15 protein-coding genes are annotated in these 21812 nt (G+C 36.7%); 9 read left to right on the top strand and 6 right to left on the bottom strand.

Annotated elements, in window-relative coordinates; all coding sequences use genetic code 11:
* Window positions 1-233: 233 nt before the first annotated feature.
* Window positions 234-623, bottom strand: coding sequence for a DUF1573 domain-containing protein (locus prwr041_RS00605; RefSeq protein WP_207154420.1), 390 nt, complete (start codon window positions 621-623; stop codon window positions 234-236).
* Between the two features lie 212 nt (window positions 624-835).
* Window positions 836-2317, bottom strand: coding sequence for a proline--tRNA ligase (proS, locus tag prwr041_RS00600; protein WP_207154419.1), 1482 nt, complete (start codon window positions 2315-2317; stop codon window positions 836-838).
* Window positions 2318-2553: 236 nt separating this feature from the next.
* Between proS and prwr041_RS00595 the strand changes: the two genes are divergently transcribed.
* The 3 genes from prwr041_RS00595 (at window position 2554) to prwr041_RS00585 (ending at window position 6357) form a co-directional block, all read left to right on the top strand.
* Window positions 2554-3231, top strand: coding sequence for an OmpA family protein (locus prwr041_RS00595; RefSeq protein ID WP_207154418.1), 678 nt, complete (start codon window positions 2554-2556; stop codon window positions 3229-3231).
* A gap of 66 nt (window positions 3232-3297) precedes the next feature.
* The gene (gene mtgA, locus prwr041_RS00590) at window positions 3298-4032 is read left to right on the top strand and encodes a monofunctional biosynthetic peptidoglycan transglycosylase (protein ID WP_207154417.1); all 735 of its coding nucleotides are present in this window, start codon (window positions 3298-3300) and stop codon (window positions 4030-4032) included.
* A 21-nt stretch (window positions 4033-4053) separates the two neighbouring features.
* On the top strand, window positions 4054-6357 hold the full coding sequence (locus tag prwr041_RS00585) for an ATP-dependent helicase (RefSeq protein WP_207154416.1): 2304 nt from the start codon (window positions 4054-4056) through the stop codon (window positions 6355-6357).
* Between the two features lie 23 nt (window positions 6358-6380).
* Here prwr041_RS00585 and prwr041_RS00580 read toward each other — a convergent pair whose 3' ends face one another.
* Window positions 6381-9383, bottom strand: coding sequence for an AraC family transcriptional regulator (locus tag prwr041_RS00580; protein WP_207154415.1), 3003 nt, complete (start codon window positions 9381-9383; stop codon window positions 6381-6383).
* A 238-nt stretch (window positions 9384-9621) separates the two neighbouring features.
* Between prwr041_RS00580 and aspS the strand changes: the two genes are divergently transcribed.
* The 3 genes from aspS to prwr041_RS00565 all read left to right on the top strand — a co-directional run bounded on the left by aspS (window position 9622) and on the right by prwr041_RS00565 (window position 12233).
* A complete protein-coding gene (gene aspS / locus prwr041_RS00575) occupies window positions 9622-11379 on the top strand; it encodes an aspartate--tRNA ligase (RefSeq protein WP_207154414.1) in 1758 nt (585 codons plus the stop codon).
* Window positions 11380-11533: 154 nt separating this feature from the next.
* Window positions 11534-11815 carry a winged helix-turn-helix domain-containing protein gene (locus tag prwr041_RS00570; RefSeq protein WP_207154413.1) on the top strand — a complete coding sequence of 94 codons (282 nt, stop codon included), beginning with the start codon at window positions 11534-11536 and terminating at the stop codon, window positions 11813-11815.
* An 82-nt stretch (window positions 11816-11897) separates the two neighbouring features.
* Complete coding sequence (locus prwr041_RS00565; RefSeq protein WP_207154412.1) at window positions 11898-12233, top strand: hypothetical protein; 336 nt, start codon at window positions 11898-11900, stop codon at window positions 12231-12233.
* Window positions 12234-12339: 106 nt separating this feature from the next.
* On the opposite strand, the gene secA is transcribed toward prwr041_RS00565, so the two are convergent.
* The 3 genes from secA to prwr041_RS00550 form a co-directional block, all read right to left on the bottom strand.
* Complete coding sequence (gene secA, locus prwr041_RS00560; protein WP_207154411.1) at window positions 12340-15672, bottom strand: preprotein translocase subunit SecA; 3333 nt, start codon at window positions 15670-15672, stop codon at window positions 12340-12342.
* Between the two features lie 123 nt (window positions 15673-15795).
* Window positions 15796-17133, bottom strand: a complete 1338-nt coding sequence (locus prwr041_RS00555; protein WP_207155537.1) for an alkaline phosphatase family protein — start codon at window positions 17131-17133, stop codon at window positions 15796-15798.
* A 47-nt stretch (window positions 17134-17180) separates the two neighbouring features.
* Entirely contained in the window at window positions 17181-18356 is a 1176-nt protein-coding gene (locus tag prwr041_RS00550; protein ID WP_317194517.1) for an Lnb N-terminal periplasmic domain-containing protein, read from the bottom strand.
* 119 nt (window positions 18357-18475) lie between these two features.
* On the opposite strand from prwr041_RS00550, the gene prwr041_RS00545 reads away from it, so the two are divergent.
* The 3 genes from prwr041_RS00545 to prwr041_RS00535 are packed head-to-tail and all read left to right on the top strand — an operon-like array spanning window position 18476 to window position 21749.
* Window positions 18476-19777, top strand: coding sequence for a hypothetical protein (locus prwr041_RS00545; RefSeq protein WP_207154409.1), 1302 nt, complete (start codon window positions 18476-18478; stop codon window positions 19775-19777).
* Window positions 19778-19793: 16 nt separating this feature from the next.
* On the top strand, window positions 19794-20471 hold the full coding sequence (locus prwr041_RS00540; protein WP_237072266.1) for an LptA/OstA family protein: 678 nt from the start codon (window positions 19794-19796) through the stop codon (window positions 20469-20471).
* A 3-nt stretch (window positions 20472-20474) separates the two neighbouring features.
* The gene (locus tag prwr041_RS00535) at window positions 20475-21749 is read left to right on the top strand and encodes a hemolysin family protein (RefSeq protein WP_207154408.1); all 1275 of its coding nucleotides are present in this window, start codon (window positions 20475-20477) and stop codon (window positions 21747-21749) included.
* The last annotated feature ends 63 nt before the right edge of the window (window positions 21750-21812 follow it).

The raw sequence follows: 21812 nt of genomic DNA, 5'->3' as shown, positions 1-21812 counted from the left end.
AGGCTTCTATAAGATTTCTTTGATGTCACTAATGTCTCTAACTCTTTGTGCATAATGGTTATCAATAGTTTAGTATATGATGAACACAATAAAGAGATATATCTAATATTCAGATTATATTATCTGTAATTACAAAAAGGCATAAAAAAAACTTTATAACGTTTTAAAGTCAGATGACAACGTTATAAAGTTTTTTACTTATAGTGTAAATGTAAATTCTAAAATAATAAGCTTTATTTAGCTTCGTTCATAACACCTTCTATATAAAGGCGTGTCATTTCTGTCTTGCCGTTAGTACGTATAGTAATGCTCTTTTTGAATTTACCAGGAAATTTGCCAGCACCATTATAAGTGACCTTTATTTCACCTTTTTGTCCGGGCATTATTGGTGCTTTTGGGTAAGAAGGAACAGTGCATCCACAACTTGCAACAGCTTGATTGATTACAAGAGGACCATCACCAACATTTGTAAAAGTGAATGTTGTTTTTTGAACAGGATCTTTTTCCGAAAAAGCTCCAAGATCAACCGTCACTTTGTCAAATCTGATGTCAGCTTCTTTCTGTGCAGAAGCCATTGTAAAAAATGCCATCAGCATCATTGCTATTGTAATAATCTTTTTCATTGTCTCTAATTTTTGTAAATGTTATTAATGTTATCGCAAAAGTAATAAAGATTTTGGATACTTATATGATAAAATCAGTTTTTTATAAAATATTAAACGTTTGATAAATTATGATGTTTTGATAATACATAGTTATGTATAGTTAAATCATAAAAAAATCCCTTCATCAATAAAGAGAAGGGATTTAATTATCTATTCTTTAATTACTATTATTAGTAACTTCTTGCTATAATTACACGACATTTTGCAGGCTTGCCTGATACCATATCAATGCCTTCGGTTTGCTCGTAAGCAAATGGGACACATCTTATAGTAGCCTGAGTGTCTTCTTTAATCTTAGCTTCAGTTTCTTCTGTGCCATCCCAGTGACATAGATAGAAACCTCCGTCTTTAACACGTTCCTTGAATTCATCATAGTTGTCACATTCGTAAACGTGAGCATCACGATATTTTCTTGCTTTCTCAAACATGTTATTCTGAATATTATCAAGCAGGTCCTTAACTCGCTCAACAATTCCATCAAAGCTGACGTTCTCTTTTTCCAAAGTGTCACGTCGCATGATTTCTATTGTGTTGTTTTCTAAATCACGTCCACCCATTACTAGACGTACAGGAACACCTTTCAGTTCATAGTCAGCAAACTTGAATCCTGGTCTCTTGTTGTCAGAATCATCATATTTAACGCTTATTCCAAGTTCCTGTAGTTTGTCTATTACAGGTTGCAATTTAGTAGAAATAGCATTGTGCTGTTCGTCACCCTTGAAAATAGGTACTATTACTACCTCGATAGGAGCTAGCTTTGGAGGAAGAACAAGTCCGTTGTCATCGCTGTGAACCATAATGAGTGCACCCATAAGGCGTGTGCTTACTCCCCATGATGTTGCCCATACATATTCTGGCTTGTTTTCTTTGTTTAGGAATGTAACATCAAAACTCTTTGCGAAATTTTGCCCAAGGAAGTGACTTGTTCCGCTTTGTAAAGCTTTACCATCCTGCATCATGGCCTCAATAGTGTAAGTGTCAAGTGCTCCGGCAAAACGTTCAGTTTCGCTCTTAACACCTTGTAGTACAGGTACAGCCATCCAATTTTCTGCAAAGTCTGCATATACCTTTAGCATTTTCTGTGCTTCTGCTTCTGCCTCTACGCGAGTTGCATGTGCAGTATGACCTTCTTGCCAAAGGAATTCTGATGTGCGAAGGAAAGGACGTGTGCGCATTTCCCAGCGCATAACGTTACACCACTGGTTGCACATTAGAGGAAGATCCCTCCAAGAATGTATCCATCCCCTATATGTATTCCATATAATAGTTTCAGAAGTAGGACGGATTATCAGTTCTTCATCAAGTTTAGCAGCTGGATCAACAACAACAGTTTTTCCATCTTCACTTGATTTAAGTCTGTAATGAGTTACTACAGCACATTCCTTGGCAAATCCTTTTACGTGTTCAGCTTCTTTACTAAGGAAACTCTTTGGAATTAGGAGAGGAAAGTATGCATTTTGCACACCTGTTTTCTTGAATTCTTTGTCAAGTTGCTCCTTCATCTTTTCCCAAATAGCGAAACCGTATGGCTTAATTACCATACAACCACGGACAGGTGCCTGTTCAGCTAGGTCTGCCTTTGATACCAAGTCGTTATACCACTGGCTATAGTTGTCAGCTCGCTTGGTAAGTTCTTTAAGTTCTTTTGCCATTATATTAAGTTCTTATATTTTAATTTGTTTGCAAAATTACAAAAAAATGTTGGTAACCATCGTGTACAAATTAAAAAAAACATTATTTATTTTATTCTTACTCACAAACTTATGTGAATATTGAATGATATAAGCTGCGCTCGGTAATATAAAATTTAAACATGTTTTATTTTGATTTTCCACTCATTTACTTTATCTTTGCAGTCAGATACGTGTAACATAAATTATTAGTGATTATGAAAAAAATAAAGATCGCCACATTAGGACTTTGTTTCCTAACAGTTTTTAGTTGCGCTACAAAACAAGGCACAGGTGCTCTCATTGGAGCAGGTGGTGGTACTGTTTTAGGTGCAATCATTGGAAAGATAGCAGGTAATGCTGCTGTAGGTGCCGCTATCGGGGGTGCCGTAGGCGCAGGTACTGGTGCTGTTATAGGACATCATATGGATAAAGTTGCTGCTGAGGCTGCAAAGGTTAATAATGCAAAGGTTGAAGAGGTTACGGATGCTAACGGTCTGAAGGCTGTTAAGGTAACATTTGATAGTGGTATTCTGTTTGCAACAAACAAAGCAATTTTGAATTCAGGTTCAAAGAATGACCTTTCTAAATTTTCTTCTGTTTTAAAGAATAATTCAGATTGTCATGTAGATATCTATGGTCATACTGATAACACAGGTAATGATGGTATCAATATTCCATTGAGTAATAGTCGTGCACAGAGTGTTGTAAATTATCTTAAGAGCTGTGGTGTATCACCTTATCAGTTCCAGAAAGTAGAAGGTAAGGGAAGTTCTTCTCCTGTTGCTGACAATACAACTGCTGCTGGACGTCAGCAAAACCGTAGAGTCGAAGTTTATCTGTATGCTAGTCCTGCCATGGTAAACGCAGCAAATAACGGAACTCTTTCAGAATAAATTAAGTTAAACAAATTTTAATATTGGGGAGCATACTGTTTTGGTGTGCCCCTATTTTTTTAGTAAATGAAAACTAAAGTCTGGAAAATCGTTAGATGGGGAGTATCCTTGTTTTTTGCTTCAACCATTTTGGCTGTAGTTGTGCTTCGTTTTATTCCCGTTTATTTCACGCCCTTAATGTTTATCAGATGTTTTCAGCAAGTAGCCGAAGGTCAGAGTATTACGCTTCATCACCATTGGGTTCCGATTGATGAGATATCTGATCATCTTCCTGTTGCTGTAATGGCTAGTGAAGATCAACGCTTCTTGTTGCATCATGGTTTTGATTATGATGCTATTGAAAAAGCTGCTAAAAGAAATATTCAGGGAGGAAAACGCAAATTGGGAGCAAGTACTATTAGTCAACAAACTGCTAAAAATGTATTTTTGTGGCCAGGTCGTTCATGGGTGCGCAAGGGATTTGAAGTTTATTTCACAGCCCTTACAGAATTATTATGGAGCAAGCAGCGCATAATGGAAGTATATCTTAATTCTATTGAGATGGGGGATGGTATATATGGCGCAGATGCAGTTGCTGAATATAATTTCGGTAAAAAGGCAGAGGATCTGAGTCGTTCTGATTGTGCGCTTATTGCAGCGACATTGCCTAATCCTCGTAAGTTCAGCAGTAAGAATCCTGGACGTTACATGCGTAAACGCCAAAGACAAATATTGAGTAGCATGAGGTTTATTCCAAGTTTTCCTAAAGAGGGTGAGGACTATAATCCTTCAACTTCCGCCGGTGGTGTTTACTCTAGATAAAAAAGTTTCTATATTTATATAATGCTCCTTGATGAATTAAATAGCGGACAGCGTGCCGCAGTGGAATTTTGTTCTGGTCCGCAGCTGGTGATAGCCGGCGCAGGATCAGGTAAAACACGTGTGTTGACATATAAGATAGCTTATCTGCTTGATGACTTGAACTATACGCCATGGAATATATTGGCTTTGACCTTTACAAATAAGGCAGCTGCAGAGATGAAAATTCGTATCGGCGGACTTGTTGGGCTTGAGAGAGCTCGTAGTTTGTATATGGGAACTTTTCATAGCATCTTCTCACGTATATTGCGCTTTGAAGCTGAAAAGATTGGATATAATTCTGCTTTTACAATATATGACGAAGCTGATAGTAGATCGCTCATAAAGAGTATTGTAAAAGAAATGGGGTTGGATGATAAGACATATAAACCAGCAAGCGTTCATTCGCATATTAGCATGGCTAAAAATCATTTAGTGATGGCTGAACAATATGCTAATGATAGAGAAGTGCTAGAACGTGACAGAAATTCAAAACAACCTGAAATTTATAAAATATACTTGGCTTATCAACAGCGTTGCCAAAATGCTAACGCAATGGATTTTGACGATCTACTTGTAATGACTTGGCGATTGTTTAAGGAACATGAGGATATAAGAAAAAAATATTCAGAGCGTTTTAAGTATGTTCTTGTAGACGAGTATCAGGATACGAACTATGTCCAGCAATGTATTGTGCAGCAACTTACACAAGATAATAGACATGTTTGCGTTGTAGGGGATGATGCACAGAGTATTTATGGATTTCGTGGAGCTAATATAGATAATATACTTGATTTCCAGAAGATATATCCTGAAAGTAAATTATTTAAACTAGAACAGAATTATCGTTCAACACAGCGAATAGTTCAGGCTGCAAATAGTCTTATAAGTCATAATCAACGCCAGATTCATAAAGATGTGTTCAGCGATAATGAAGAAGGCGAAAAATTACTTTATAAGCCTGTTTACAGTGATAAGGAAGAAGCTGCCGTAGTCTGCCGAGACATTAAACGAATTAAACGTAATGACTGTTGTGAATATAGTGATATCGCTATATTGTATCGTACTAATTCGCAAAGCAGAAGCTTTGAGGAAGAAATGCGTAAACAGGGAATACCTTATCGTATATTTGGTGGACTGAGCTTTTATCAGCGAAAGGAGATAAAAGATATTCTGGCTTATTTTCGTGTTATTGTAAATCCAGATGATGAGGAAGCAATAAAGAGAATTATCAATTATCCTGCAAGGGGAATAGGAAACACAACAATAACAAAAATTGCATCATGTGCACAGCAAAATGCAATTAGTTTTTGGGAAGTTATTTGTCATCCTGTTAAGTATGGACTTTCTGTGAATAACGGAGCGATAACGAAACTTTCAAACTTTGCAGAACTGATAAATGGTTTTATAGCTCGCTTGAGTATAGATAATGCCTCAGATCTTGGTATTGATATTATACAACAAAGTGGAATGCATGCCGATATATTCGGTTCTAAAGATCCTGAAAGTCTTTCTCGTCAGGAAAACTTATCTGAATTTGCCAATGGACTTAAAGATTTCGTAGATATACGAATGGAAGAAGGCGATGTGGAACATCTCGGACTGATAGATTTTATACAGGAAGTTGCTCTTCTTACAGATTTGGATAGTGATGACGGAGAAGGTAGTCGTGTTAGTTTGATGACTATTCATGCAGCAAAAGGACTTGAATTCCCGACTGTATTCATCGTTGGAATGGAAGAAAATATTTTTCCAAGTCAGATGAGTCTTACTAGCATGAGGGAACTTGAAGAGGAGCGCAGATTGTTTTACGTGGCAATAACTCGTGCAGAAAAGCATTGCATTCTTACAAGTGCTAAAAATAGGTGGAGATATGGTAAGATGGAATTTGATACTCCTAGTAGGTTTTTGAAAGATATTGATCCAAAATACATTGATGTTGAAGATGAAAGTTCAGATTTTGGTGGACTTAACATATTTGAACGCCCAAGGCAGACTCGTAAGATAGATACTTTCAGAAGTATATCAAATAAACCACAAAATGCCGAAGATAATATTCAGCGGACGACTCTGCAGCCATTGAAAAAACAAATTGAGCCTACAGTTAAGCCAATGGAACTTCCTAAAGGTCTGCATATAGGTAGTGTTATTGAGCATCAGAGGTTTGGTGTCGGTACAGTTGATAAATTGGAAGGAGAGGGTGAAAATCTTAAAGCTACAGTAAGTTTCAAAAATACAGGAACAAAAATGCTTCTTCTTAAATTCGCCCGGTTCACAATTTTGAGTTAGAAGAATGAAAAGCGAGCTGCCTTTCATTCTTTTTCATTCATTTTATTTTCCCTAAATTGAGTAGGAGTTTTTCCTTTTTTCTGTTTAAATAAACGAGTGAAATATACTGGATCATTGAATCCTGTGCGATATGCAACTTCAGCAATAGTGCAGGAGTCATTTTCTAGATACATACATGCTTTCTTCAATCTGAATTCGCTAACGAACTCTTTCGGTGACATGCCCGTCAACGTCTTTAGTTGAGTATAAAAAGCCGTGCGAGACATATTAGTTTTGTGTACAATATCTCCAATCTTTATGTTGGGATCTGCATAGTGCAATTCTAGCCAGTCTTGTAGACTCTTTACAAAATTAAAATCTTCATTATTCTGAAATGCAATTTTTTCAGGGCCAACTTTCAATACCCTCATATTGTTTGTTGCATTATCGTTTATATTCTTTCTCCATAATATGGCACCTAACAAGCCTACAATGAATAAAATCAGATATACCCATAATGCAGTTGTTGACACAAAAGCATACGGAGGAACAATTATTTTTATCTTTCGTTCGTCATATTTGTTCGGGTTTTCAAGCAGAAAAGCCTTTACCCTAAAAGTGTATTCACCAGCAGGTATATCACTATAACTTACTGTTCTTGTGTCGTTGGCATTTATCCATTGGTCATCATAATTCTCAAGCATGTACATGTAGTGAACACGATGTTGTAACTGATAATTCAGCGATGCAAATTTTATTGCAAATACACTTGAACGTGATGGCAATTCCACTTCGGCACTATCAGGTATATAATAATCATAAGTTTTACTACTGCGTGGAGTCATCAATTTATCATTAACGTAAAAGTCTGTTATTGCAAGTTTAAAGTCAGAACCACTTGTCGTAGTTAGCAACTTCTTGTTGACAATATAGTATCCATTTAAAGTACCAAACAACATTCTGTTATCGGGCAACGTGTAAGCTGAGCATTCAGAACATGCTATATCTCCAACACCATCTTGGATGGAGAATGTTGTGAACAATTGTTTTTGTGGATCGTATGAACAGATTATTTGGTCACATGAAAACCATACTTGTCCTTCTTTTGTAAAGGTTATTCCGCGTAGTTCTTCACTTGGCAAACCGTTTGAAAGTCCAAAGTTCTGAAACCGCCATCTGTTTTCTTTGTCCTTACCTATAGATTTTATTAGACCTCCTCCGTTTGTGGCTATCCACATATCTCCATTTGGTGATTTTTTAATCTCAACAATATCATTGTTAGCCATTTGTTCATCTGTGTTTTTTGTTTGTTTCAACGTGTAAGCTTCAAAGGCCTTTTTTGAATTATTAAATTTAAGAAGTATTATTCCATCAGAAGTTCCGGCCCAGACAACACCTTCATTATCGATTTCAATCGTTCTAACTTTTAAGAATTGGTCTTTGCCATAGCCTTTTATGTACTTGGGGGTAATAAGCGTATAATGCCCATTACCATTGTTCTTTAGTACATTTACGCCTCCGTTATATGTAGCAAGCCATATATTGCCATACTTGTCTTCTTTCGTATTGTATATATTTTGAGATGTGAAAGGATAATTTACTTTTATAGGCGAACTTTGTCCATATTTAAGTATATATAGCCCATTTCCCTTAGTACTTATCCATATATTACCAAGATGGTCTTCCATCATACCATATATTCTGCCTCTTATCTTAAAGATAGGAGCTTTACTCGCAAGATTCAAATCTTCACTTCGTAGTTTGTATACTTCACCTGCTTTGTTAGAAATAAGTATTCGATTAGATTTTTTGTCATAAATAATAGCTCTTATTTCATTAATGCCGTATTTGTTACTTTCAGGTATTGGAACCACAAGTTTAATCCTTTTGTTAACAATAGACAGCTTCTCTAGTCCGCGTCTTATAGTTGACATCCATACCACTCCTTCGTTCAATGCCATATATGTAGTTACGGTATTGCTCAGATTCCAAGTGTCTTTTGGACTGTTATAGAAATAATTCATCTGTCCAGTTACTCTGTCGTATACTCCAAAGCCTCCATGATTCATTCTTGCCCATAAAACATCGCCAGTTTCAAAAATAGTGCATCCATTTATGTCATTCTCCGGTATGTTTACTTTCTGTGTAAAGGCTTTTACTTCTTTTGTTTTAGTGTTAAGCATTGATATTCCTTGTTTGTTAGTGGTAAACCATACTAGTCCTTTAGAGTCAACATGCAGAGCCGTAATAGGAGAGTGGTCTGTATTCTTAATATCAAGATATCTGCTTTTACATTTTTTAGTATCACGTATTATTATTTTACCGCTTTGAGTACCTAGATATAAGTCTGAGCCTACAAATCCCATCGTGTTGTAATGTTCACCTGGAACCATTAATTTACCAATTGTTCTGCCTGTTCTTTTGTCAACCATAATCAGCCCTTTTCTTGTCCCAAGCCATAAGTTGCCGTCTGCATCACATGTCATGTTGTAAATTTGTTTTCTGTCATCAATAATTTTTTTGATAGAATGTACACTTCTTTTGACATAAATTTGATAAATTCCTTTCTTGGGTATTATAATATATACATTACCATCTGGTGACATTGTTGAAGCATTGCTGATTTTATATTTATTTTCGGTTAGTGTATCGTATATTTTCATGTTATCGCAATCTTCAATCCCCTTAAACGCATTCGTTATGCAATCTGTATGGCGATTGAGTACAAATACTCTGTTGTCATACATAATCATCCATATATTTCCTTGAAGGTCTGTTTGCAAATCAAGTATTCTGTTGTGTAGATTCTTTATACCGCTAGCTTTGCCTGTAGCGTAGTTTTGAAAATTATATCCATCAAATCTACTTAAACCATTCCAAGTTGCAATCCATATATAACCGAATTTGTCTTGTATGATATCGCTGATGGAATTACTGGTAAGGCCATCTGTTGTTGAATAATGGTCAAGGCGCGCTTGCATCTGTTGCGCATTGATATTGCTGACAAATGTTGAAAGGAAAAGTATCAATAAGAGTGTTTTTTTCATCGTAAAATAGTTACATCTGTTAATTGTTTGCTAAATTACAAAAAATAATGACATTATCCAAGCTATTCTTTTTATATATTAGTATGTTTGTCACATTTTATAGCTTCATTTGTCTGTTATAATGTCATCCAATGGCGTGTTAACATCTTTTTATAGTAAAACGATATATTAATATTATGTAATACCATAAAAAAATTGTAACTTTGCAAGTCAGAAAAGAATAATAAACATACATATTATGTATAGAAGTAACACATGTGGAGAGCTAAGACTCTCTGACACTGGCAAGGATGTTACTCTTGCCGGTTGGGTGCAGCGCTCAAGAAAAATGGGTGGTATGACATTTGTCGATCTACGTGATCGATATGGTATAACTCAGTTAGTTTTTAACGAGACAGATAATAAAACTCTTTGTGATGAAGCTAACAAATTGGGTCGTGAATATTGCATTCAAATCAAAGGTGTTGTCAGTGAACGTCAGAGTAAAAACTCAAAGATAGAAACTGGTGATATAGAGATTCTTGTTAAAGAATTAAATGTGCTTTCACCAAGTCTGACCCCTCCTTTTACTATAGAAGATAATACAGATGGTGGTGATGATATTCGAATGAGATATCGTTATCTTGATCTTAGACGTGCAGTTGTACGTAAGAACATGGAATTGCGCCATCGTATGACAATCCTTATACGTAATTTCTTGGACAGCCAGAATTTTATGGAGGTTGAGACTCCTATTCTTATAGGTAGTACTCCTGAGGGAGCTCGCGACTTTGTTGTTCCTAGTCGTATGAACCCAGGACAGTTCTATGCTCTTCCACAAAGTCCACAGACATTGAAACAGCTTTTAATGGTTGCTGGTTTTGATCGTTATTTCCAAATTGCAAAGTGTTTCCGTGACGAGGACTTACGTGCTGATCGTCAACCAGAGTTTACACAGATTGACTGTGAAATGAGCTTTGTTGATCAAGATGATGTTATCAACTTGTTTGAGGAAATGGCCCGTAATTTGTTTAAGGAAATCCGTGGTGTTGAAATTCCAAAACTAGAACAGATGACTTGGCATGATGCTATGCGTCGTTATGGTAGTGACAAGCCTGATATCAGATTTGGAATGGAATTTGTAGAACTTAAGGATGCTTTTACAGGAAAGGGTGACTTCTCTGTTTTCAATGAAGCTAAATATATTGGTGGTATTTGTGTTCCCGGTTGTGCTGACTATAGTCGTAAGCAGTTGAACGAACTTACTGATTTCGTAAAGAAACCTCAGGTTGGTGCAAAAGGACTTGTATTTATTAAATATAACTCTGACGGTAGCATAAAGAGTAGCATTGATAAGTTCTATTCAGTAGAAGAACTTAACGAGATTAAGACTGTAATGGGAGCCAAGGATGGTGATCTTGTTCTAATCTTGAGTGGTGACAATGCTAATAAGACACGTGTTCAGTTGTGCTCTCTTCGTTTGGAGATGGGTGACCTTCTTGGACTTAAAGACAAGAACGTGTTTAAGTGTCTTTGGATTGTTGACTTCCCTCTATTCGAGTGGAGTGAAGAGGAACAGAGACTAATGGCAACTCATCATCCGTTTACTATGCCTAATCCTGATGATATTCCTTTGTTGGATGAACATCCTGAGCAGGTACGTGCAAAGGCTTATGACTTTGTATGTAATGGTATAGAAGTTGGTGGTGGTTCTTTAAGAATTCATGACACTAAACTACAGGAGAGAATGTTTGAGGTTCTTGGCTTTACACCAGAACGTGCTGAGGCTCAGTTTGGCTTCTTAATGAATGCATTTAAGTATGGAGCACCTCCTCATGCAGGTCTTGCTTTCGGTTTAGATAGATTCGTTAGTATCTTAGCTGGTCTTGATTCAATTCGTGACTGTATTGCTTTCCCTAAGAACAATAGTGGTCGTGATGTAATGCTTGATGCTCCTGGTGAAGTAGATGCTAAGCAACTTGATGAACTTCAGATAAAGCTCGATTTGAAGGCATAAGGTTGACTTAAGTCAAGAAAATCAAGTTGCTAAATGCTAAAATGTAAGTTTTATAGAAATAAACTGTGCAGATTGAAAATTATTAAGTAATTTTGTAGCATCAAATTTAACGACATGTATTTAATTTGATATAAATTTAATTATTTATTAAATTATGGCAGAAAAGAAAGCAACAACAAAAGCTGCAACAGCAAAGAAAGCGACAGCTGCAAAAAAGACAGTAGCAGAGAATGCGGTATTGTATGTAAATGCAGAGAGCGTAGGCTTTCGCGCAGGTGATGTTTATCAGGCACTTGCCGCAGCTGGTAAGGCGCTAAGCATTGCTGAAATTGCGAAAGATGCAAACATTAGCGCAGAAGAAGCTTATCTCGGTATTGGCTGGCTCTTCAAAGAGGGTAAGGTTAAGGACGAGAACAACTTGATTACACTTGCATAATATTCCAAGTAGGATATTTATAAAGGAAGGGGGCTGAAATTTTATTTATCAGCCCCCTTCTTTTTTGTTTATTAATAACGAAATGAATTACGATCAAGAGATATTGCGCTTTTTGTTAGAAGCTGGTGATGAAGGAATTGCTGTGAAGAAATTGGCATTGCATGTTCAAAATGCTTGTAACAATTTGTTTAACGTTGTCAACTTTGATGACGTTTATATTTATGTTAGGCAATATCTTATGCGTAATTCAAAAAATCCAAACTCTGTTATTGAACGTACCGATGCTCGTGGAATCTATCGTATCAATACGAATGTAAGCGAAGGACAGCAATTGATATTGCATTTTGGTAGAAATATTGATGAAGAGTTAGAAGAAGAAAAAAAAATAGATACAGATCAATCTTTAAGTTTGTTTTGATATATGATAGATCATAATCGAATCGTTCTGATAAAATTTTGAGTGATAAACTAAAAAAGGCATGAATGAAACCATTCATGCCTTTTTTTATTGAATTATAATTATATTAAATATTGCGTCCGTGGCAATTCTTAAATTTTTTGCCTGAACCACATGGACATGGATCGTTAGGACGTGGCATCTTGTCAGCAACATACGGGGTATGATTTACTTCTGCACCTTCGCGTGTATCTCGATTAGCTGCATTCTGTGCTGCACGCATTTCGTCTTCTAAAGAGTCTGCCTTCTGTTCGACATATCTTTGTGCATGTTGTTCTGGAGCTGCTTCATGAACTTCATTTTGTACAACAGGCATTTGACAACGCATTAATACGCTAGATATACGATTGTTCATGTCTTCTATCATACTGTCCCAAAGTTTAACGCTTTCGAGTTTAAAGATCAATAAAGGGTCTTTCTGTTCGTATGAAGCATTCTGAACACTGTGGCGTAGTTCATCAAGCTGTCTCAGATTTTCTTTCCAGTTATCATCAATAATTCTAAGCATTACTGTCTTCTCAAATTCCTTAACAACACTTGTACCTTCTGTATTATATGCATTCTTCAGGTTGCAAGGTATCTGATACATATTTTTTCCGTCAGTAATAGGAACAAGTATGCGTTCAAACATTTGACCTTGAGTTTCCTGAACCTGCTTTATAACAGGGTAGGCATCTGCCTGAATTTTTTCAGTGTGGCGTTTGAATGTAGCCATAGCATCTTGGAATGCACGTTCTTCAAGTGTATCTTTTGTGCTATTTTCAAATTCATCTTGATCGAAAGGAATTTCCATAGCAAGAATCTTCATGAATTCTTCTTTGGCTCCTTCGTAATCGTTCTTATCAACAATGCTGACAACACGGTCCCAAATAACATTAGTAATATCCATTCCGATACGTTCACCCATGAGAGCATGACGACGTTTCTCGTAGATTACAGTACGCTGCTTGTTCATAACATCATCATATTCAAGAAGATGCTTACGAATACCGAAGTTGTTTTCTTCTACCTTCTTCTGTGCACGTTCAATGCTCTTTGAAATCATTGGACTTTCAATACGTTCTCCGTCTTCAAATCCAAGTCTGTCCATAACTTTGGCGATTCGCTCTGATGCAAAAAGACGCATTAGTTTGTCTTCAAGACTTACATAGAATACTGATGAACCTGGGTCTCCTTGACGACCTGCACGACCACGCAACTGACGGTCTACACGACGGCTTTCGTGACGTTCTGTACCAATAATGGCAAGACCACCAGCAGCCTTAACTTCTTCAGAAAGTTTAATATCGGTACCACGACCTGCCATGTTCGTAGCGATCGTTACAGCGCCAAGTCCTTTTTCTGAATGACCTGCCTCTGCAATAATTTGAGCCTCCTTTTGGTGGAGTTTTGCATTAAGCACGTTGTGAGGAATCTTACGCATATTAAGCATTTTGCTTAATAATTCACTGATTTCAACAGATGTTGTACCAACTAGAACTGGGCGTCCTGCATTTCTCATCTCTTCAATTTCGTCGATTACGGCAGCATATTTCTCACGTGCTGTCTTGTAAACTCTGTCTTGAAGGTCATGACGTGATATTGGGCGGTTTGTTGGAATCACAACTACATCGAGTTTGTAAATATCCCATAATTCACCTGCTTCAGTACTTGCTGTACCAGTCATACCAGAAAGTTTGTGGTACATGCGGAAGTAGTTCTGCAATGTGATAGTTGCGAATGTCTGTGTAGCAGCTTCAACCTTAACGTGCTCCTTAGCCTCTATAGCCTGATGAAGTCCATCGCTCCAACGTCTACCATCCATTATACGGCCAGTCTGCTCATCTACAATCTTAACCTCGCCGTCCATAACAACGTATTCGTCGTCTTTATTGAACATTGTGTAGGCCTTAAGAAGTTGCTGAAGAGTATGAACACGTTCACTCTGTACGCCATAGTGTGCCATAAGTTCATCTTTCTTGTCAACACGATCTTGGTCAGATAAAGAATTTTCATTCTCAAGTGCAGAAAGTTGTGAAGTTATATCAGGTAATACAAATAGGTATTCGTTACCAGTCTGCTTTGCAAGCCATTCAGTACCCTTATCAGTAAGATCTGCACTATTAAGCTTTTCATCAACAACGAAAAACAAAGGTGCAATAGCCTTTGGCATTTCACGGTTGTTATTTGCCATGTATGTTTCCTCGGTTCTAAGCATTCCTGCTTTTATACCATCTTCTGAAAGATACTTGATAAGTGGCTTATTCTTAGGGAGAGCCTTATATGATCTGTAAAGGGCAAGGAAACCTTCTTCAAGAAGTTGCTTGTCATTTTTATTCTGTCCATCAGTAATCTTTTGCTTTGCTTCTGCAAGAAGTTCTGTGGCCTGTTTGCGTTGTACCTCATAAAGTTTCTCAACAAGTGGCTGATACTCTTCAAACATCTGATCGTCACCCTTTGGAATTGGACCTGATATAATAAGAGGTGTACGGGCGTCATCAATAAGGACAGAGTCAACCTCATCCACGATTGCATAATTATGCTTGCGCTGTACAAGGTCGCTTGGGTTTAATGCCATATTGTCGCGAAGGTAGTCGAAACCAAACTCATTGTTCGTTCCAAAAGTGATGTCTGCTTGATAAGCCTTACGACGAGCTTCTGAATTTGGCTGGTGTTTGTCGATACAGTCAACAGAAAGACCGTTGAACATGTAAAGAGGCCCCATCCATTCAGAGTCACGTTTAGCAAGATAATCATTTACTGTGACCATGTGTACACCATTACCTGTAAGTGCGTTCAAGAATACTGGTAGGGTAGCAACAAGAGTTTTACCTTCACCAGTTGCCATTTCGGCAATCTTACCTTGATGAAGTGCTATACCACCAAACAACTGTACATCATAGTGTACCATGTTCCATTTGATTTTCGTGCCACCGGCAGTCCATTCATTATGGTATATAGCCTTATCTCCGTCAATTGTAACGAAATCATTTGCTGGATTTGATGCAAGCTCACGGTCAAAATCAGTAGCAGTAACAACTGTATCACCGTTCTCAGAGAAACGACGTGCTGTATCTTTAATGATGTTGAAAGCTGTAGGCATAACTTCGTTTAATGCCTTCTCGTATATTTCAAGAACCTCGTTTTCCAACTTATCTATCTGATTGAAGATATCTTCACGTTGATCAATAGGAGTTTCTTCAATCTTGTCTTTTAGTTCGGTAATTTGTTTTACCTGTTCTGCTGCAGAATTCTGTACGTAGTGCTGTAGTTCTTTTGTCTTAGCACGCAATTCGTCGTTTGTCAGTTTCTGTATTTCAGGATAGCCCTCTTTCACCTTCTCAACTAGAGGTTGAATGAGCTTCATATCACGAACAGATTTATCGCCAAACAATGACTTTAAAAATTTGTTGAAATTCATATTCTATTTTGTTTTATTATTTTTTATGATATATTCTGTGCAAAATTACTAAAATTAATCAGTAATATGCATATTATTTATGAAAACTTTGGATACGATCCATTATCCTTTATTCTGAATTTGTCAGAATAAAGGTGTGCTTTCACAAGCGTTTGGTGCTCTGATGCGAATACTTTTTGCAATGGTAGGTGCAATTCTGTCTACCGTCACGGGTGTTGTAATGCGCTCGGCTTTTATGCCCATTCCGTATATAATGATAGGGAATGGAATAACAGCCAGACGACTAGTATATGTTTCTTGTGTATTTTCGTTTAGAAGTTTCCAGCCTGGTGTCACATCTACGACAATGTCTCCGCTTATGTTTGGGCTGAATGCATTGCGTATTTTCTTTATGTCATCATTTCCTCCGGCAAGTAGTTGCTCACTAGTGTATACATTAGAGACTCCTGCACTTTGGGAAATTATTTCTTTGCATCTATTTTCAACATCATGAAGGCTCAGACGTTTCTGTTCTATTAGTTTATGATTAAGAAATATCTGATTGCCGAATACAGCTTCTACATAATTTCCTTGACCATAAATTGCGCTAATATAAACATTTAGAAGATTAGCTGTTCTGTTTATATAGAATGTTCCTGTAGGAACTCTGTATAAAGCATAATTGTTGTCTTCGTCGGTTTCGGCTCCAGTGCTTGTAATAACAAATATTACATGTTCCTTGCCTACAGTCTTCTCAATCGATTTAACAAGGTTACCAAGTGTGTTATCCAGTTTTGTATACACACTTTGCATCCTGTTTTGCCAATTACCTACTGCGCCATCAGATGATGTTGCCGATAAGGTTATTGAAAGCATATCAGTGATATTGTCAGTTCCCATTGAGGTCTTGTTGACAATTTCACTCGCTTTTGTTGCAATGTCATCGTTGTTTATGTCGTGTGAAAATATGCCATTGTTTAGCCATCTTGGGGATGCACCATAATATGGACTGGTCTGCCATTTTCTTCTTATGCCGTCAAACCAAATTGCGTTGTCAGCTGCATGACCTGCTGACAGTATGGCAGAACTTTTGTCGGCAGCAATACTGTAGACAATGCTTGAACCTGCTGATGAAATCTTCATTTCATCGCTTACTGTTGATGTCTTCAGGTTTGCAGGTGAATCTCCGTATCGATTGTCATCAACACAATATATCGGCCTTAGTGTATTTCTGTCAAGCCACTGCGGTGAAACTATTCCGTGGTAATATGGAATTGATCCGGTTGCTATTGTTGCTATTGCCGATGGTTGTGTAACTGGTTTGAATGGATATGATGCCGTTTCGTAAACTTTACCTTCTTGCATAAGTTTACGAAAGCCATCTTGATTGAATAGTGGTGAAAAAGCCTCCACATAGTCGGAGCGTAATTGGTCAATTGTAATATTGACCACAAGGCGTGGTGCAAGCTGGAAAGCCTGCATTTCTGCTGATGTGAGCGCTGCTAGTAGTATGGCTAAATATCTGTTCACTATAGTTGTTTCTTGTTTTTAAATAATTGTAATAATAAATCACGTTGGGATACAATGAGCAAAATAAATGCCAAATATTCCAAACCGTCAGCATAGCTCTGAATAATCCCTCCTAGAATGAATAATACCAAACATGTCAGTATTGTCAAATTATACTTTTTATTGTGGGCTAGTGCAGGAACAAGCATTCCTAAGTTGAGAGGATTAAGAAGTAATATCTGTAAATTCAGACTCACCGTTGGGTGCTGGCTGAATATCATTGCCGTAATTATTATTCCACATAGTCCTGTTATAAGCCATACACCCCACATTACTATTTTATATAGAACAGGATATTTAGTCTTTTTCCAACTTGTTAGTAGCATAATCACAATGATTATACCGATAAGTGAATATGGATTAAAAATGTTTGAGTCTATAGCATTATTATCAGCAGAAGATGCGTTCTTATCGATTAGATAATGTTCTTTGCTAATAAAACGGTAAACTTTTCCATCTGGATATTTTATTTTTGCAGTTTCCCAGTCGTTGCTAAGATTATCTGGAAGAAATTGTTGCTCTTTTCCGTCAATACTTCTATCTGCATTCACTCCAAGTAACAAATCGTTTCCCCAACGTGCCCAACAGTGTTCTCCGTTCCATTTGTGAATTTCTTTGCGGTATGAACTGTTAACTTTCTGATTTTCTTGTGTTTCTACTTTCTCGCTAATGTTGTTGATTAAAATATCACGAGCTCTAGTAGTACAATTATCATAAAAATAGTTGTATCTGTAAGTTCTGTTTTCTGGCAAGTTATTCTTATCTATTGCCATTGCAATTCTCATTTTGTCTTGCAACGGAATATTTAAAATCTGCTCTTTTACCCATCTTCCTTCGTTACTATATTCTTCCATGAAAGCGTCAAAAGGCATTATGCCCATTTCATAATCTGTAAGTCCGAATACGAAACGAAGAATAAAAAATTTTTGACTAAAAGAAAACATACCATAGTTAATCACTAGATCTTGATTATTCTTTAAGTCATGAAACCTTATAGCTGTGTGTCCGTAGAGAGAATAAACTTCCTCACCAGGTCCACAAGTCAATAGACTTATTTGTATAGAGTCGTTTTTGTTGTTATTAAAATATTGCTGTGCCTTAACATTACTTGTTAAAGACAGTAAAAAAACAACCAATGAGCTTATAAAAATATATTTAAAACGTTTCACGATGCAAAAATAACTTATATTTCTGACTTAACGTGCATTTATTTCTATTTTTTTTGATAATTTTGCAAGCGATTATTTAGAAAAATATGAAAAAACTAATATTGTGCGCTGCTTTGATGGCTTTATTTTCATCAACAGCTTTAGCCCAAAGTGGCACGAATTCACCATATAGCCAGTATGGTCTTGGTGTTTTATCTGATAATGGAACTGGGTTCAGCCGAAGTATGAACGGGCTGGGCTTAGGTTTTCATGAGCATAATCAGATAAATACTCTTAACCCAGCTTCATATGCGTCAATAGATTCCTTGTCTTTCATTTTTGATGTGGGATTCTCTGGACAAGTAACGAATTTCCAAGAAAATGGAGTTAAGAAAAATGCTAGCAATGCGGATCTTGACTATGTTGTTGCAGGATTTCATCTTGCAAAGCGTTTAGGCGTTAGCTTTGGTGTTTTGCCTTATACTAATGTTGGTTACAATTATTCTTCTACGGGTAAACTAGATGCATCTTCAAGCCCAACAACATATACAAACACATATAGTGGAACAGGTGGTCTTCATCAGGTATATCTTGGTGCTGGCTGGGAACCTCTAAAGGGCTTGTCTTTTGGTTTTAATATTGGTTATCTGTGGGGAAGCAACGATCGTTCTGTTATTAATTCATATAGCAATGCTTATATTAATACCCTTTCTAAATATTATACTGCCACAGTTAATAATTATAAACTAGACTTAGGCTTGCAATACACAGCCAAGATAAACCACAATGATAATTTAACTCTAGGTCTTACTTATGGTTATGGTCATAAGATAAGTGCTGATCCGAAATGCCAGATTATATCTCGAAATTCTAGTACTGGTGTGTCTGATACTACAGCAATATCAATTTCTAACGGACTTTCAATACCTTCTACATACGGAGCAGGCTTAATGTATAATCATGCTAATAAACTTAAGTTAGGCTTAGATTATTCTCTTATGAAATATAGTGGTATTGGTTATCCTATGTCAACACTGTCATCTGATGGTAAGCAAAACTATGAACTAGTTAATGGTGTTTACAAGAATCGTCAAAAATTTATTGTTGGAGCAACTTACTGTCCAAATGAAAATGGACGCCATTTTATGGATCATGTAAGATACAATATTGGTGCATCTTATGCTACACCTTATTATAAGATTAACGGAAAGGACGGTCCTAAAGAATACGGAGTGAGTGCTGGTTTTGGAATTCCTATTATTAATGGATGGAACAATCGTTCTTATCTAAATATTAGTGGTTCTTGGACAAGACAGGAAGCTGTTGGACTCATAAAGGAAAATACGTTTCGTATTAATATAGGATTAACCTTTAACGAGCGTTGGTTTGCTAAGTGGAAGGTTCAGTAAAATTCCATACACACAATTGAAATCAATATCATCAATTATATTATTGTCGGCATTGCTGTTCTTCGTTTCATGCGAGGAGCAGCATGAGCATACAGCACCGGCTATTCATGCACGTGATTCTGTAGCTGTTATGACAAGTTATGGAGTCAACACTCTTATTTCTGATTCGGGAGTTGCAAAATATAGAATTATAACCGAGGAGTGGGAGATAAATACAAATCTTCATCCGTCACGTTGGTTATTTAAGAAGGGCGTTTTTCTGGAACAGTTTGATGCAAAATTTCATGTTCAGTCTTATATTCAGTGTGATACAGCTTATTATTATGATCAGATAAAACTATGGGAACTCCGTTCACGAGTTAGAATATTGACTAAAGATGGAATTCGCTTTTCAAGTCAGCAGCTTTTCTGGGATGAAAACAAACACGAACTTTATTCTTACGTATTCTCTAAACTCATAACAAAGGAACGTACCCTGCAGGGAAGTTTCTTCCGTAGTGACGAGAAAATGACGAAATATATAGTTACAAATACAAGAGGATCATTCGAGAAAAATGATTTCAGTAATGATGGAAGTGCGACACCTGGAGCCAACACTGATTCTGCGCGTAAAGCACAGGATTCAATAATGAAGGCACAGCATCCGCTTGCAACACCGCAGCGTAGAAATACGTCAATACCTTTGATGCATTAAATAATGGCAGAAAATGTAGACATATTGCTAATATTGAGCATATTTATAACGATGCTCTTATCTGCATTCTTCTCAGGCATGGAGATCGCCTTCGTATCGGGCAATCGAATGTTGTTTGAGATGGATAAGGAGAAAAATGATCTATCTACTCGTATTATAGACTTGTTTTATAGGCATCCAAACGACTTTGTCAGTACAATGCTTGTCGGCAATAATATTGTTCTAGTTGTGTATGGTATAATGATTGCCAAGCTATTTAATACAACGATATTTTATGGAATGGATGCAACTTTCACAGTTACTGCTGATACTGTATTGTCAACTCTTATAGTTTTGTTCACAGGAGAGTTTCTTCCAAAGACTCTTTTTAAAAGTAATCCAAACAGATCGTTGAAATTCTTTTCACCTTTAGCTTATTTGTTTTATGTCTTGCTTTGGCCTATAAGTCGTTTTACTACATTTTTGTCAAAAACTATTTTGCATGTTTTGGGAGTAAAACTTAAAAAAGAGCAGGGTGGAGATGAATTTTCTAAGGTTGATCTTGATTACCTTGTTCAGTCAAGTATAGATAATGCAAAGAATGAGGATGATGTTGAAGACGAGGTAAAGATATTTCAGAATGCATTGGAATTCTCGGATACTAAGGTCAGAGATTGCATGATTCCGCGAACAGAAATAAATGCCGTGGAATACGATAGTTCTAAAGAAGATTTGATGCAGAAATTCATTGAGAGTGGCAATAGTAAAATTATTGTCTATCATGATGATATAGACCATATTGAAGGTTACATACATTCGTCTGAAATGTTTCGTAATACCACGGCTGATTGGCATACATCAATATGTAAAATGCCATTTGTGCCAGAAACAATGACTGCCCGAAAGTTGATGAAAATTTTCCTTCATGATAAGAGAAGTCTTGGAATTGTCGTTGATGAATTTGGTGGAACAAGTGGTATTGTGTCACTTGAAGATATTGTGGAAGAAATTTTCGGAGATATAGAGGACGAACATGATAGCAATAAATATATTGCACAAAAGATAGCTGAAAGCGAATACATGCTTTCTGCAAGGCTTGAAATTGAGAAAGTTAACGAGATGTTTGACTTAAAAATACCCGAAAGTGAGGAATACAAAACTGTCGGCGGTTTCATTCTATATCATTATCAGAGCTTCCCAAAACTTAATGAAGTGATAAAAATAGGGGAATTCTCTTTTAAAATCGTAAAGGGTACAATGACAAAGATTGAACTCGTTAAATTGAATATCAATAGATAACACTGTGAAAAAGCACCTTAATCTACAAATTTTACATGAAAAATTGGGTCGTTTGCTATTTTA

It is taken from the genome of Prevotella herbatica (assembly GCF_017347605.1).
Classification (GTDB): domain Bacteria; phylum Bacteroidota; class Bacteroidia; order Bacteroidales; family Bacteroidaceae; genus Prevotella; species Prevotella herbatica.
Note: the sequence above shows the minus strand (reverse complement) of the source record. Positions and strands in the feature narration are given on the sequence as shown.